Origin of the sequence: Bifidobacterium apousia (assembly GCF_007559275.1) — a bacterium.
Classification (GTDB): Bacteria; Actinomycetota; Actinomycetes; order Actinomycetales; family Bifidobacteriaceae; genus Bombiscardovia; species Bombiscardovia apousia.
This window is the reverse complement of the sequence record NZ_VMHK01000006.1, coordinates 49,782-65,087: the sequence shown is the minus strand read 5'-3', so window position 1 is coordinate 65,087 and position 15,306 is coordinate 49,782. Positions and strand designations below refer to the sequence as shown.

Here is a 15,306-nt window from a genome sequence, read left to right as displayed (position 1 = left end):
AATGGCTAATACTGTGTCTAAAAGCAATGGCTCAAGGGCAGACCCATTATTCGACATGCACAAGCATGTCTTGCATGTTCTGAGTCTTCAACAAGTCTTGATGGGCCTGCGGAGTTATGGCGTTGATCATGAGACGACCGGAAATATCCGCCTTGATGTACTTGACGTCCGGCAAACTGGTTACGGGGTTGGTGGTAAGCACGGCCTCGTCAGGCGTACGGTCACCGAAAGAAGCAACCAAGGTGTGATCATCATCGGCCACCACTACAGCCACACGTCGGCCAGAGAGTCGCAACCTGGCGGAGGCGCCGCATTCGTTCATGTCATAGGTGTGCGGGTGCGTCAAAGTACTGGTGCTGTAGATGGCGACACGCACGTCAAGATTTAGGACGGCAGCTTTGTCAAGCAGCGGCCCAAGATCGTCCATCTTTCCATCCCAAACCCCGGCGAATACACTGTGCTTCGCCTCGTTGATCAGCCAGATTGACTTCTGCACGATTGCATCGCGGCTGTGCAGGGACCAAACCAGACCCGGTTCTCTATTCTCCGGCAAATCCGCAAGCTCTTCTTGAGCGGTTAACAGGTCTGCTGCGAACTTGTCCTTGAGGACGGTGAGAACATCCTTAGGCGATACGGTCGTATATCGGACTGGTTGAAAATGGTTAAACCAGGACAGCGCCCTTTGCCTCAAGGCGAGCCAGCGTTCCTATATCTTTGATGGCGGCATTTCTGTGAGACGGCTTACCTCAGAGCCGTTCATCGGCGGTTGGTCAACCAAGGCAACGTAGGCCTTCGCTTCGTAGCGGCTGAAGCCTAGTCGGGTGAGAGCTGAAAAGAGATTTGTGGTATTGGGCACGTACTCAATATCACCAGTCAATCAGTCAGCACTTGTACTACCTCAGTGGTTGTGTTTTGTTAACTACCGAGGTGGTGTATATCGCTGAAAGAATGGGGTGCAGATGAGTGAACACATCAGTTTCATTGCCCCTGGCAATGACACCGCCGGTTACTAGCAGATAATGACTACCGTTAACGCGGCTTCCATCTTCAACGCATATGGGCGAGCTCAAGCAACGGAGGCGGTGCTTGTATGACTGATCCGTCGTCGGAAGAAAAAGCAGCAAGATACATCGAACCACGGAAACCGTGCAATCACCACTGTGCTGGCGACAACAGCACTTACGTTGGCTTCTGGCACGTCGCTAGCGACACAATATGCTGTACAACCGACACTTGGCAGCATCGCCGCTGACTTCGACGTTTCAGCATTTGTGACAGGACAGATTATCACTGCTGTGATGGCCGGGTATCTTATCGTACTGGTACTACTGGTTCCGTTAGCTGATCGCTTTTCGTCAGGTCGATTAGTTCCCATTCAACCGACTGGACTTGCCATCGTGCCAGCCGCCGCAGCCAGCGCTCCCACTGCAGGAGTACTGATAGGCGTATTCGGACTTGTTGGGGTAGCTTCCACAGTCGCTGCAGAAGCAGTCTCCGTCGTCGGGCGATTCATACCGCTCGAGGTTCGTGGCAACCGAGTAGGAATCGTTCACGCAGGAAATTCGGCTGGCATTCTTCTCAGCCGTTTTGTAGGAGGAGCCCTGACAAGTTTGCTTGGCTGGCGCGGCATGCTCGCCTGCTTCGCAACCCTGCTCGTAGCGACAGGCATGCTTTGCGCAATCGTATTGCCTAGGCATCAGGAACAAACCGGCAACAAAGGTTCCTACTTTGCCACTCTGCGAGCGCTTCCTCGATTGCTGCGCATCTCTCCAGCACTTCGACTGGCATCCGCAACCGGCATGCTCTGGGTTTCTGCTTTCAATCTCGTTTGACTCGGCCTTTCAATAGCGCTCTCCAAACCCACTACAGTCTGAATCCTACGTAGATTGGACTCTATAGCCTCGCTGGGGTCCTGGAGTTGCTCATGACCAGATGGGCCGGAAGCCTGACCAACCGTCCCGGTCCTCATGTCGTCGTCATCGGTTGTCTGATCGCAGCTGCAATCGGCGCGGCCATCCTGCTCATTGATATCGGCAATCCCGTTCTTTGCGTAACAGGTCTCGCAGTCTTTGATGCCAGTTGCTTCGGTTCCCAAACAGCCGACCAGGTTGCTGTAGTATCCATCGATCCACCCCAGTCCGACAATTACAGCAGCGTGTATCTCACTCTCTACTTCGCGACTGGTGCTATAGACTCATCCTTAGTGACGCCAATCCTGTCAATTTGGGGATGGACCGGAGTTGCCCTCGTAGGAGTTGTTTTGCCCGCAGCCGGTGCGCTCATCCAATTATTGAGCCGTAGGTTAAAAAGCTTAATCAGATAGCGTTCAATCCGCTCACCGATATTCATTCGAGATCCTGTCTATTGCAGAATACAAGCTATCCATGTATTGGGCAGGAAACTCCAACTCTCGACCTGGCATTCGGCCAGTTGGAACTTTCCGCCTTGAACAATTTGGTAGCAGTGCTGTTCTAACCGAATCAGGGGGTGGACCGTCCAAACACCATGCACACAGCCAAAGCCGCCTGAATTGTTACCCCGTCAATTTTCAAAACAATCTCAGTGTTTTAGACCTGAGCTGTGATTGGATCTGCGACCTATCGGTTTATTGCAATCAAAATGTAATCACGTTCCAAAGACTTCTGAGGTTCGGCTGGATCGCTCAATCGTTTTGCAAATGCCTATGAATGATTCCCCAACGAATGCCTAGTCTCCTGGCTTCTGAAAAGCAGCAGCCGATTGCCGACTCAGATCGCTTAGTACTGCTCGTTTCGGTTTTCGTCCGATGCCAGTGCTCTCAGCCTCCTTGATTTCAAGCCTTGCGAGCAGCATTCTTCTGGGAATTATTCTGTCTGGCTTCATGTCACAGACCGCTCTGTGGCTGATCAAGGCCCTGATATGGTGGCTGTAGTACTCTTTCCCGTAGCCGTGAGCCTTTGGTGGGTCATTCTGGTAGATCCATAATCTTGCCCGGAACCAATCAGTATGCAGAAAAGTACAATAGAGAGCCACTAGCACGGAAAGTCCGAGCAACTTTCATGCCGTGTTTTCCTTGGACTGGTGTCGGTCGATTGCCTGCTGGCCAGTTAATGGAAGCTGATCAATGGTCGCTCATGCTGGTGTGTGCTCTGTTATCGATGCCCTTGATCCTTGTCCTATTGTATGCATTTGGGAGGTTCGTCCATCATGGATAACTGTATGGCAAAGCTACGAAAGAAATATGGCTGGTTTCAGGAACAACTATCAAAAAAAAACTGGGAGTAATTCGATAGACGGTCATTTCGATCGAAAAGGCCATTTCAATTGTTGACTTCCACTGGCCTTCCACCTCGCGGACGTATTCGATTCAAACATCGAGGACATATTTCGACCCATAAACTCTCCCTTTCGCCAAACTCCAATAGGCTAAAACAGTGAACCGAAGCTATTATCCTAAGCCAGATCAATCAAAAAATAATAGCCACTGACAATAGTAACCATAAGGCTAATATCAGCGATGGCTTTAGGAGCAGAGCACCAAGCAGGGAAGTTATGCACTCGAGTAACTACTGAAAACCATGGATCTTTTAAACAAAAGAGATCGGTAGGACATCACTCACCACTTTCTTTTCACGGTGGTCTGTATAATGCTTGAAGGTTTATGGGAGTTTGCTAGTATGATAAATGTTAGAAGGGAGCAAAAAAAATTGGATTTTGAGAAGCTGAAGGTTATTACCGTTGATACTGGACGGCGATTTTATGGGGGAGGGGGGATGTGGCGGATTAAGGATAATTACAAGACCATATTATTTCGCATCTTCTTTGTAGGCTATGTCTTTTCTGCCTGTTTCTGCGGACTATTTCCTTCATACTAGATTTAGAATGGAGTTGGTATTGATAGAAATAGCATTACGTGTTTCGAGTTTGGCATTGATACCTCTTGCTATCCAGGTTCTTATGCTGGTGAAAGCAAAAAATCCACCTCGCCCTCCCTTTCCTTGGATTTTGGAGGATATCTTTCATTTCTTGTATTTGTTTTTTCTGATATTCTTCTTTAGTATTCTTTCTCAGTATGACAAAGAAATGAGGGATATCCTTAAGACTGACAAACTCGCACAAGAAAACTCTGAGATTTTCGGAACAGTTTTATCTTTTTTCGATGATTTTATTTGGATTTCGGGTCTTATTGTTGCTATTGAAGTTGTAGTTGCAGTTCTTGCGACTCGGAGTTTGCTAACTAAAGGAGATATTTACTGGTTTATTAGGACCAGCTTTTATGCAGGGTTAGGATTCATTTTCACAGTTCCTGCTTGCCTGATGATCTGTATGGTCAGACCATTGAAGAAGCTTGCGGAAATTCCAGTCGGCCATAAAGCTTTGTGGTGGCTGATTACTGGATGCTTGACAGTGCTTATCTTCACGTATTCAAAGCAAATATTCGATGAGAGGATCTTCCCTAAGGAAAAGAGGATCGATACTACGGACGAGAAAACTGTTCCCGAGGATGGGCTGAGAGACCTGCCGCCGGATAAGTTCTCGACTACTAGAAAAACGCTAGTACAATCATATTTATAATAATCCGTAAAATCTAAGAATATTTGTAGTGAGGAACTTATATAGTAGATTACTGACTTATGCACTAGATTGTCCCACTTATAGGAAAGATAAACGATAGTCAACCATAGGTATTGAAAATACATATATATATCAATAAAATTAGTAAAGGCTTTCCCACTATTTCGCTTCATGGGTTTCATTTAGGCCACGACTCCTTAATTCCGTGTGAATCATATGCCAATGAAACCAATAAATGGCAAAGCTACTATATGGATTTGGTTGGCATGGGGCCGAGCCGCGATGCTGGAGTAATAAACTTTGCCTAAGATGTTCTTCAGTTTTTAATTCAGTATGTTGAAGAAGAATCCAGTGGCCTCAAATTTGCAATTGTAGACTATTCATTTGGTACTTTCCTGGTTACAGCATTAATTGAACAATTTCTGATCAAATAGAATCAGTCTTTTTACATTGCACCGGAAACTGAGGTGAAGACAGCTAAACGAACTTTGCCCAAGAGAACCGTTTATCATATGTCCGATTTAGATACCAGAGTGAACTCTTTGCATACAGAGCTACTGCAGTATTGGAGAGTCAGGATAACTTCAACCTATTTAAAAAGTACATACTACCTAGGTTGAAATCTAACATTGGTAACGAAGTAGTCCGGTATCAGTGAATACTAGATTTGCAAAAGAGCCCTTAGATTATTTAAATCCTACAAGAGTTCAGCAACAATCGTTGCAGGTCAAAACGGCAATATGATTGGGTTTCAAGACGCTTTCTCTCTTTATCGCACTCTGCAAGAAGCGGGGTTTGTGTGTATATCAAAAGTAGGACGTGCTTTCCACCTTGATAGACCAGCAATAATAAAGGATATTTTTACCGATTGGCTTCGTAATTTGAACGCTCGGATTACATCTTGAAGGAAAGATATTGTGCATGCGAAATATCGTCATCTTTTGATCTGGCGTCGTCAAGCATGACATGAAATACTTCAAACCTTTTACACAGCCTTTCGAAAGTCACAGAAGTATATTCTTACGTAAGCGATTTTATTGGTGATCAATTAACTTTTTGTTTAACGCCAAAAGTCTCGTACAAAATAGCTTTAGTACGGAAAATGTCAATCAGCTTAGTCACAGGGACGCTTGTATAGGCTAATTTAGTGTTTTTTATAAAAAAGAATCCCAGAATACGCTGACAGGGTCATTATAGGTAAACTGGGGACTTAGCGTATTTTGGTTCTATAAGTCTGCATGATTTAATTAGACTTTGCATACGAACAACAATCAGTATTAGCAGTGAATCATTGAAGCAAAATTAAGACACACATGCATATATCCTGCAAGGAAAGGATGCAGCGCAAGGGTTCTATAAAAGGCAGCTAACACTGACATTGACGAAAAGGTGATTCACAGATTGAAGACTGCCACATTCTAGGCCTTAACATATCGATCTCAAACGAGATTACTCAGATAGTGCCCGATATGGGAGTAATCATGGATTGTTCTCCATATCGGTCTGTGCCTACAACAAAGTTGAAAGCTTGAAGGAACGAAATTACTCGTTCCTGCTTGTGAGGATATGGACATGATTCTAGAGTGGCAAAAGCCGATCCCGTGGTCTAAGGGAGAGCGTTGTGTTCGCTACGCCAGCGGATCCCTTAAGACGCGAGGAAGAGACACGATTGCATAAGCCCCCTGTGCTGGTGATGGTCGTATGCAGACTACACTTGTAAGCCAGCTAAACACCGTAAAATTTAAACACTACTAGACGTTGGAAGAATAATGAATTTCATAAACGTCTTGGGCTTAATGATTTCAGCCGTCATACAAGTTCAGGCTGGCTACTACATTGACAAGCAACCGAGCCTTTTCACTCAATTCGATTCGTCGAAATTAGATCATGTATGGATTAGAGCCTTAATATTTTCAGTCTTTTCATATTATCACTTTCAATGGTGATTTACTTTGTCGAACAAGCAAAAATAAAGATCGTCGAATTAATAAGCACGCTTTAACAGATCTTCTTCCCGCAACACAGATACGTTTTAAATAGGCCTTTTCACCTACCATCGAAGGCAGTGCTGTTGAGCATTTCTCTTACCATTGTTGAGGTTGGTGTCTTACGTTTTAGTCTGCTAACAGCCGAAGAGTAGAACTTCACGCCCGTGTGCGTTCTAATAGCAATGCTCCTGGTCCTTGTCTTGTCTTTTACATTTGTAAGGTTCGTTTGCCTTAACTGATTGCCCGAAAAAAAACATAGCCAGCTTCTAAAGATCAATCATTGGATAACGGAGAACGAGACGGTGGTCTGTGATTTCCATGAACAAGCCATTCCAACTACTTGCTTGCACTACCCTTCCGCCTTATAGGACTTATTTAATTTAACCATTGGTTATCTATTTCTACCCAAATCTCTTCTCGTGTATAAAGTGACTTACCTATGCTACCGCTGACAAAATTAAAAATTTAGATATTATTTTGCACCCATAAACTCGCCGACAGTCTCCTCTACTTTTGAAAACATGGCTTCCATAATACGATGGGTGATCTATGGAGCCATTTATTATTTATACCCTTCTGAAGTAGTCAGATAACTTGATTATTTTGTTAACAAACTTGGAACTGGTTCGACCACCGCCTATTTCACTTTCCGCGTTCTGACCTTTTCCCTTAATAATTTGCCTTGCCTGCTTTTTCTTCTAATTTGACTGATTGATCTCGATAGCTAAAGGATTTCAACATTCCCCAAGTTTTGGAGTGATAGTTTGTCTAGCTAATTACAAGGAAAGCAATTACTGTAGAATTCCTCCAAAGCAATTTTTTTTAATAACTTATTCTTAAAAGAGGAATTATCATGAATCTCATTCAATACAGCACTTATATAGTCCTGTTTCTCTCGATAGCGCAATGCACGTGCTGCCGTTGCTAATAGCTGCTTCCCAGGGACTAGCTTAATTAAGCTAGAGTATTCATTGTTAGCGATAAGCTCCTTTAAAAGCGATGAAAAATGATTAAAATTGTCAATTATCATATCTTTATTCTTAGCATTGATTGCGTCAATCTTTGCCTCAATGTTATTAGCTCGATCAATTGTGATTCTGTTTTTACTAATAATTGCCGAATAGCGTTTAGTTAAATAATCATTAAGTATATTAATTTGGTTATCACGTATAAAATCAATTATAGTTTCCTTCACACTCGTTATATCAGCTAAACCCATCCGTTTATTAATTGTCGACAGAATATCCTCATCAAGAAGCAACGATTCCCACTCATTATAATCTAAAGTCTGAACTCGCCTTCCTCTTAAACTATCTTTTTCTTCTTCAGTTTGGAAATCTCCATCAACGATGCCGATAGCGTGTCGACGAAATAGAGAGGATTGTAAATTGATTGCTTCAGTATTTCGTTTAACATCAACACAAGAACCTGAAGATCGAACGGTATAATCAGGATATAAAGCATTTAATATTTTGCCATCTATAGATAAAGCAGTGCCCTCACAGAAAATAATGTTGTCTAAAGAACCCTCAATATCAAGAATTACACTAAGACTAATGTCTTTATAATCAGAGATATCCTTGAATTTCCAATTATCGGGCTGATCCGTTTTTTCCAAATATATAAGCTGAAAATTAGTACGCGATTCAATGAAATCCGTTTTGTGGGTTAGATATATGAATCTAGCATCTGAACGTACTGTTTCTAGCAAGTCAAACAACTTACGCATCAGAGACCCATTAAGATGATTCTCGGGTTCGTCTATGAATATATAAGCATGCTGAGGCGATAGGAGAACCGCTAAAATCATATAAATAACAGTGCGTTCGCCATCACTAGCTTGAGACAAGGGATATTTTTCGTCTGCACCTAATTTAGTAGGCAAACATAATCTTATTTCCTTTTTTTCTATATCGACATCTCGTTCCAATCCAAGTTGATTAAATATAGTTTTGAATTTAGTATAAATATTTTCTGACTCGCGATCATGTTGTCTATATTCTTTGTTCTCTTCTGACTCCATGTCATCAACCAAATAACGAATGGAGTCCTTATCAGCTAATTTCTGATTGAATGTATATGAAAATACCCTGCTAAAAGAGTAGCTATCACTTACATTCACTGTTCTATTTGCTGGAATAATAACAATATTCTCTGTTATAACATCTGTTGTGATTTTCCGCAGAAGTGAAGTTTTACCGGCTCCGTTTTTTCCAAAAATGATATAATTTTTATTGCCATATTTGAAATGCTCAAAAAGATCGTCGAGATTTGGATTCAAAGAATGCATAAGATAATCCGCAACTTGCAGCAAATCTGATTTAAAAGTGCTTTCTTTGTCAGAGATCTTTCCAAATTCTAAATACTGTTCCAATATACTTTTGAGGTTCTGTATTCTGCCGACGCTATGCTTTATATAGGGTTTGTTGAATTCTTCTTTTTGTATACCTGAGGCAAGACTTTGCAAATATTGACTTGAAAATTCTAGATTCTCTTTCAGAGTAGACAAAATCTTTTTTTCAGAATTATTAAGTTTAACTTTTACTGTAGAAAGTGAGATTATAGCATTGTTAGTTTCTTCTGTTACTAACCCTTTTTTAAGTATATTCTCAGTAAGCAGGAGAGCTCGACTACACAAAGGAATATCGGAATCAACTAAACTTTTAAGCTTTTGATAACCGCCCTCAATATTCATATTATTCCTCGCCTCAGTTCTTTTAGGGACAAGCTCTAACCAAAAAATATAATAGCATTCGTGCTTTGCTTGTATCTCATTTCAAGATATCGGACTCCAGAAACTGTTAACTAAGAGCTTGAGGGTGTCGACTCATCTTTTCTTGTCAAGAATTGGCAAAATTACGCTTCCATAATCTCATTGGTTTGTGACACGAGACTATATGCCTGTTGACATGTCAACAGAAACGTGGGAGTACATTTTTTAATATTTATTCTTGGAATAACTTTGCACTGAACCCATCTAAACGCGCATTCTGTATCTCAATTCGGTAAGTTAAAAAGATATAAATGCGTAGATTAGTCAACTAGTGCATTACGAGGAGAACTCGATAATCGAATGTAATGGGTAGCGTATGTGATTAATTAGCAGTTCGGATAGTGTATAAAGGAATTTTCCGAATTTTTTAAAATAGTCAGGATAAGTAAATCTATGTGTTACAGAATGAAATGCATTTTGCTTGTTTTTCACGACACGCAGTTAATTGAAGATATTAACCGCAGTAACGTAGAAAGAATCTTTGTTTCTTACCAAATAGGCTGAGGAGGAAACTTTATTTTATCAACTCACATAGTGAAAAATCACGATGTTTGGCGCAGTCGCAGTTTTGCAAAGTCGACCTCTATATAAAATCCTATATTTGTACAAGAAGACTAATCAATCCTTTGGTCGGGCCGGCGGGATTTGAACCCGCGACCCCTTGTAAGATAAGCCGCTGTTCTGGTACATGCGAGCTGCCTTTAACTGCTGCTAACTATCCAAGGAATACTGCCAATTCTAGCAGATTCCAAGTATGAACTGATGCAAGCTGATACGGGTACTTATGGGTAGCGATGTGCCCGAAATGTGCCCGATTGGATTAGCCAGAAGGAAGTGTCTGATGACATTGGCACAGAAATCGTCTGACTGCATAAAATGAGATTGCTTGGAACTGATTCAGGGATGAGATGTAAGTGTGTGCCGGATAACCTTGCTGGATCGGTCAGGTTTTCCGCTTATAAAATCCCTGATGGCCTCGGACATTTTTTCAGGCACATAGTCGTGGAGATAATGAGGGGCATCGAAATACCGTATCTGTGAGTTACCTTGCTGCGCTTTGAAGGATTCTTGGATGGATCGCCACTCATCCTTGCTGAAGCCAGTTCCTTTCCCGTTGGAAACCAGTTGCAGCATCTTGATCTGTGGCAATCCAGCTTCCGCAACCTTGCGGGCGTTGGCGTTGACCGTGTTGATCTCTCGCTGGATGTCTGGATCCATGAAGTTCTTGAAGAAGAGGGTCCGGTAGACCGCCTTATCTTCAGCAGACAAATTTCCTGCTTTGATGGCGGGTGACTGGTCCGCGGTCAGTCTGGGCAGGAGACGAGGAAGTCCTGTCCGGCAAAGGGCGCCCAACAGTGCTGTGGCTGCGGCGGGAGGCACCAGGTTGCGCGTCTCATAAGCCTGTGGCGTGGCCATATCCAATCCGATGATGGCCTCCACCTCGGCAGGGTACTTCTTGGTCCAGTAAAGTGCTTCAAGCCCAGACATTGAGTGGGGGAGGAGCACATAGGGCCCAGTCACTCCGGCCCCGTGCAGCGCCGCCCTGGTCTCATCCAACATCGTGTCGATATCTCTGGGGTCCCGAGACCAGTCACTAAACCCGTACCCGGACTTCTCCACCACAATCAGACAGTATGAGTTTTGCAGTCTAGTAATGAGAGCCTTGAAATCATACAGAGGGGAAGGGGTTCCACACCCTGAAAGCAGCACCAGTTTCGGGACGCTACCATGTGTGTCCCCGAACACCGCGACACTCAGTAGTTTATGTCCCACTCTCACCAGCTGACGGTATTGTGCTTCGCCCTTATCTTCCAGGGGATTCCTCGTAATTACTTGGAGCATATAGACGAGTCTACAGTAGCTGACAGCTTGTGGCAGAGCAGCAGTAAAAGCATATTGAGGAAGTGCTTTCTCGGCAAAAAAAGGATTCCGGTTCTGCGATCAGTTATTGACTTAAGTCTTGCAGCACACATCCCAGGAAGCGGTCGGGTTCCTCCCATTGGGGGAAGTGGCCGGAGCGATCGAACCAGTGCCAGCTTTTGGGGCTGTCGATTGTCTCGTACCAGTCGCGGGCGACGGCGGAGGAGACGTGGTGGTCCTGTCTGCCCTCACAGAAGGTGACCGGCACCTCGAAGTGGTGGGTGTCGGTGAAGTCCGTGTCCATCAGCTCCTGGTGAAGTGGTCGCACATCGCAGGGTTGGTGGGTTGCTTGGCAGGGGAGAGCTTTGACAAGCCGGACATGAGAACGAGCAGAGGAGCTGGATGACTGGTTGAGGTTCTGATGGAATCCTCTTTGAGATTACTATCGGTGAATCTTGCATTATTGAGACATGGCCAGCGATAACACTATGGAACCGTGCGCTGCCCAAATGGTGGTGGCCTGCGATCTAGTGGTTCGGGTATGTCCTACTTTCTGTGAAAAGCCATCTGACTTAGGTGGGCAGCAAAGCTTGTATCGGGGCCGCCGCCCCGAAACCCCGCCGAGCTGGATCAGCTCGACCATACTGCTGCCGCACTGGTTCCGGTCGCCACGCGACCGGAACCAGCTTGCCCCTCAATACGAGCCTGGAATAAGGCTATACGCCAAAACTGCCTGCCTATTCTAGTCGCAGTATTATTGGGTGAAAAGGGTGCAGGCTTCACTGCCAGATGGGCAGTGACTGCCAGTTGTCCGGGAAGCCCATGTGTTTCAGGGGGATGCCGGGGTAACGGTTCATCAGTCCCACGAAGTTGTTGCGCCAGTAGGTGATGCCTAGCTGGTTCAGCAGGTAGTGCTCCATGGTCAGGAATCCAGCCGGGCCTTTTGACTCCGGCCGGCGGAAGGGCTCCCATTGGTTGCCCCACCAAGTAGCGTCGTTGGGGTACAGCTTGGGCTTGATGGGTGTCATCTTGGGGTCGATGCAGTTCCAGAAGCGGTCGTGATGGGCGGTCTTGTTGCGGGCGATTCGAATGTTTTCCAGCCAGTCGCGCAGCAGTTTCTCGTTGCTGACGCCGGGCTTGTTGGACATGATGCCAAGCTGCAGTGCCAACTGCCGTTTGATTGAAGGATCGGCGCCCTTGTAGAAGATCTTCTTGAAATCACCGTAGGAAAGGCAGTCCACCAGCATCCAGATGGGCGGCAGCGGATCGGAATACGTGGCTCTGAAATGTCGTAGCTGAGGCAGCGACGACCGCTGGTAGTCGCTGGTGATATTGGCGATCGCGTTCCTGTGTTCCTCGGGGCTGAGCCCGGGCAGGCCATCCGGCGCGGTATAGCCGAACGGCCCAGTTGCCTTGGCCAGCTCTGATGCCATGTAGCTTTTGAGATGGACCTCGATGCCGACGATGCCGTCGAAGACGATGGTGCGCAATTCCTGGTCGAACACGTAGCGTTCCCAGATGGAATCCCAGGACGTGCGGGACAGGAAGGGCAGTTTGCGTTTTCTGGCACCTGCCACAGGGGTGAGGAACGGATACCAGTAACCCTTGAGGCGGTAGTAGCCGACCAGGTCTATTCGCCCGGCAAGGTCCTGGACGCTGATACCCGTCAGCCCGTTGTCCACAAGGAGCTGGGCCAGGTCCATGGAACTGCGGTACGGGTGGCTGGGGTATGGGGGCAGCTTGGCTACGGTTGTGGATGCCATGTGCCCTCCGGGTAAAAAAATACCGCCATAGTATGCATTCCACCCCGAAAGGCAGTAGAGGCAGTGGCGGCTTCTAACAGCACTAACTTTACATCGTGCTGGCGCCGAACGCAAAACTTCAAGACTTGATTGCCGCTCAGAGCTGAGGCTGGGCGTACACGGCACTCAACGAGATGACATCTCGGGCCAGACCCAGGGCGGTGGATTTGATTATGACCCTCTACCAGACTCCCGCAGTTGCCCTGGGTACGCTCCTTTGTGGTTCTGCACAGAACAGGAGGATACCGGCGACCTCAACCCTGACCGTCCGCCAGGCCGAAGCCAGCCACAAACGTCAACTGATCCAGGTTGACTCCACGACCTACGTGATTGGAGGGAGGAGGATGGCGTAGAGGACTTGCGCCTGTATCAGCGCAGGAATGCATCCGCAGAGACCATCAGCATCAAGGGAAGGCGCGGCCGCGTTGCCGGGGACTCTGAGAAAGAAGCTGATGATGGCTTACGCTCAGCTCAACGCCGACCCCGAGGATCTTCTGGCCGATCACGAACTCACAGTTGGCGAATGAAGGGAAACGTGAAGAAAGAGCGAAGCGCCGAATATATGCAAATAGGTATCGAAGGGCCTGGAACTACAAATAATTCCAAGGCCTAAGACCTTGGAATCGTTGCTATTTGGTCGGGCCGGCGGGATTTGAACCCGCGACCCCTTGACCCCCAGTCAAGTGCGCTACCAAACTGCGCTACGGCCCGACGGTGCATCAGCACCGAGTAGAGATAGTAGCACAGCGTCACCGGGCCGACAATGGCCCGGCGAGTCCCGGCAGACAAGTGCAGACAGACCGGGTCACATGATCGACTTGCTATCATGATTCTGGACGGTCGGCGCAACCCGCGTCGGCCGCGAGTCGTCCCAGCCCGGAAGGGGTTCCATGAGCACAGACGTTTTCGACCTTTCGGCCGCAAAGATGCGCGACAAGGGCATGAGCGAAGTCTCCATCAACCAGTTCAGGCACCTTTACGAGACGTGGAGGCGGGGAGAAGCCAAGGCCTGTGTGCGAGAGAAGGATGTCACGCCGCTCAAGGACGTGCCCCGCACCAAGGACATCCACGATTCCATGGATATGGACATGGCCCTAGACGCGTTCTCCCGCACCGCCTTCATCAAGCTCAATGGTGGGCTGGGCACCTCCATGGGCCTGGAAAAGGCCAAGTCCCTGCTGCCCATCCGGCGCCACAAGGCCCGTCGGATGCGCTTTCTGGACATCATCATGGGCCAGGTGCTGACGGCCCGCAAACGCCTGGGGGTACCTCTGCCGCTGATCTTCATGAACTCCTTCCGCACCTCACGAGACACCATGCGCGTGGTCAAGCAGGACCGCCGCTTCGTCCAGAACGAGGTGCCCATGGAGATCATTCAGCACATCGAACCCAAAATCGACGCCGAAACCGGCCGTCCTGTCGACTTCCCGGCCAAACCCGACCTGGAATGGTGCCCTCCCGGCCACGGCGACATCTTCTCGACCATCTGGGAGACCGGCCTTTTGGACACACTCAAGGAGCAGGGGATCGACTACCTGTTCATCTCCAACTCCGACAACCTGGGCGCCAGGCCTTCAAGGACCCTGGCCGGTTATTTCGCACAGTCCGGAGCGCCCTTCATGATCGAGGTGGCCGAGCGGACCGAGGCAGATCGCAAAGGCGGCCACATCGTCATCGACAAGGCCAGCGGACGCCTCATCCTACGGGAGATGTCCCAGGTGGATCCGCACGACCGCAGCTCGGCCATGTCCATCCGCAAGCATCCCTACTTCAACACCAACAGCATCTGGGTCAGGGTCGATGCCCTGCGCGACAAGCTGGCCGAATACGACGGGGTGCTGCCCCTGCCCATCATTGAAAACCGCAAGACCGTGGACCCCACCGACCCTTCCACTCGACCCGTGGTGCAACTGGAGACCGCCATGGGTTCCGCCGCCACGCTCTTCGAGGGAGCCATCTGCGTGCAGGTGGACCGCATGCGCTTCCTGCCCGTCAAGACCACCGACGACCTGTTCATCATGCGCTCCGACCGTTTCCATCTGACCGACTCCTACGAGATGGAGGATGGCAACTACGATTTCCCCAACGTCCAGCTGGATGAACGCTACTACAAGTACATCGCCGACTTCGACGAACGCTTCCCCTACGGGGTTCCCAGCCTGGCAGCCGCCAACTCGGTCACCATCGAGGGGGACTGGACCTTCGGCAGGGATGTGACCCTGTATGCGGATGCCCATCTGAGCGACCAGGGGCGTTCCTCATATGTGCCCAATGGCCAGTATGTGGGACCCCAGGGTATCGAACCTGACGAGTGGGTATAAAGCCAGGC

10 protein-coding genes and 1 tRNA gene are annotated in these 15,306 nt (G+C 47.5%); 4 read left to right on the top strand and 7 right to left on the bottom strand.

Translation table 11 applies throughout. The features are described 5' to 3' along the window. Positions 1 to 46: 46 nt before the first annotated feature. Both FPK30_RS07345 and FPK30_RS08365 read right to left on the bottom strand, forming a co-directional pair. Positions 47 to 691, bottom strand: coding sequence for a TrmB family transcriptional regulator sugar-binding domain-containing protein (locus FPK30_RS07345; protein ID WP_198199080.1), 645 nt, complete (start codon positions 689 to 691; stop codon positions 47 to 49). Between the two features lie 15 nt (positions 692 to 706). Beyond that, positions 707 to 856, bottom strand: coding sequence for a helix-turn-helix domain-containing protein (locus tag FPK30_RS08365; protein WP_198199079.1), 150 nt, complete (start codon positions 854 to 856; stop codon positions 707 to 709). 304 nt (positions 857 to 1,160) lie between these two features. On the opposite strand from FPK30_RS08365, the gene FPK30_RS07340 reads away from it, so the two are divergent. The 3 genes from FPK30_RS07340 to FPK30_RS07330 all read left to right on the top strand — a co-directional run bounded on the left by FPK30_RS07340 (position 1,161) and on the right by FPK30_RS07330 (position 4,554). Further along, positions 1,161 to 1,832: an MFS transporter gene (locus FPK30_RS07340; RefSeq protein WP_186279444.1), complete on the top strand. Its 672-nt coding sequence runs from the start codon at positions 1,161 to 1,163 to the stop codon at positions 1,830 to 1,832. Between the two features lie 92 nt (positions 1,833 to 1,924). Beyond that, positions 1,925 to 2,323 carry an MFS transporter gene (locus FPK30_RS07335; protein ID WP_144085937.1) on the top strand — a complete coding sequence of 133 codons (399 nt, stop codon included), beginning with the start codon at positions 1,925 to 1,927 and terminating at the stop codon, positions 2,321 to 2,323. A gap of 1,538 nt (positions 2,324 to 3,861) precedes the next feature. Beyond that, on the top strand, positions 3,862 to 4,554 hold the full coding sequence (locus FPK30_RS07330; protein WP_144085936.1) for a hypothetical protein: 693 nt from the start codon (positions 3,862 to 3,864) through the stop codon (positions 4,552 to 4,554). Between the two features lie 2,760 nt (positions 4,555 to 7,314). On the opposite strand, the gene FPK30_RS07325 is transcribed toward FPK30_RS07330, so the two are convergent. The 5 genes from FPK30_RS07325 to FPK30_RS07305 form a co-directional block, all read right to left on the bottom strand. Then, a complete protein-coding gene (locus tag FPK30_RS07325; protein ID WP_144085935.1) occupies positions 7,315 to 9,237 on the bottom strand; it encodes an AAA family ATPase in 1,923 nt (640 codons plus the stop codon). A gap of 975 nt (positions 9,238 to 10,212) precedes the next feature. Then, positions 10,213 to 10,755 carry a hypothetical protein gene (locus FPK30_RS07320; RefSeq protein ID WP_144085934.1) on the bottom strand — a complete coding sequence of 181 codons (543 nt, stop codon included), beginning with the start codon at positions 10,753 to 10,755 and terminating at the stop codon, positions 10,213 to 10,215. A 505-nt stretch (positions 10,756 to 11,260) separates the two neighbouring features. After that, positions 11,261 to 11,479, bottom strand: coding sequence for an alpha/beta fold hydrolase (locus FPK30_RS07315; protein ID WP_045924388.1), 219 nt, complete (start codon positions 11,477 to 11,479; stop codon positions 11,261 to 11,263). 475 nt (positions 11,480 to 11,954) lie between these two features. Beyond that, positions 11,955 to 12,938 carry an Abi family protein gene (locus FPK30_RS07310; protein ID WP_045924387.1) on the bottom strand — a complete coding sequence of 328 codons (984 nt, stop codon included), beginning with the start codon at positions 12,936 to 12,938 and terminating at the stop codon, positions 11,955 to 11,957. 673 nt (positions 12,939 to 13,611) lie between these two features. Next, positions 13,612 to 13,688, bottom strand: a tRNA-Pro gene (locus tag FPK30_RS07305). Positions 13,689 to 13,867: 179 nt separating this feature from the next. Here FPK30_RS07305 and FPK30_RS07300 point away from each other — a divergent pair. Beyond that, on the top strand, positions 13,868 to 15,298 hold the full coding sequence (locus FPK30_RS07300) for a UTP--glucose-1-phosphate uridylyltransferase (RefSeq protein WP_144085933.1): 1,431 nt from the start codon (positions 13,868 to 13,870) through the stop codon (positions 15,296 to 15,298). Positions 15,299 to 15,306: the final 8 nt, after the last annotated feature.

Bases quoted from the DNA above. Each gene is read 5' to 3' on its own strand.
- FPK30_RS07335 (WP_144085937.1), top strand. From the start codon at position 1,925: ATGACCAGATGGGCCGGAAGCCTGACCAACCGTCCCGGTCCTCATGTC.
- FPK30_RS07330 (WP_144085936.1), top strand. From the start codon at position 3,862: ATGGAGTTGGTATTGATAGAAATAGCATTACGTGTTTCGAGTTTGGCA.
- FPK30_RS07325 (WP_144085935.1), bottom strand. From the start codon at position 9,237: ATGAATATTGAGGGCGGTTATCAAAAGCTTAAAAGTTTAGTTGATTCC.
- FPK30_RS07315 (WP_045924388.1), bottom strand. From the start codon at position 11,479: ATGGACACGGACTTCACCGACACCCACCACTTCGAGGTGCCGGTCACC.
- FPK30_RS07310 (WP_045924387.1), bottom strand. From the start codon at position 12,938: ATGGCATCCACAACCGTAGCCAAGCTGCCCCCATACCCCAGCCACCCG.
- FPK30_RS07300 (WP_144085933.1), top strand. From the start codon at position 13,868: ATGAGCACAGACGTTTTCGACCTTTCGGCCGCAAAGATGCGCGACAAG.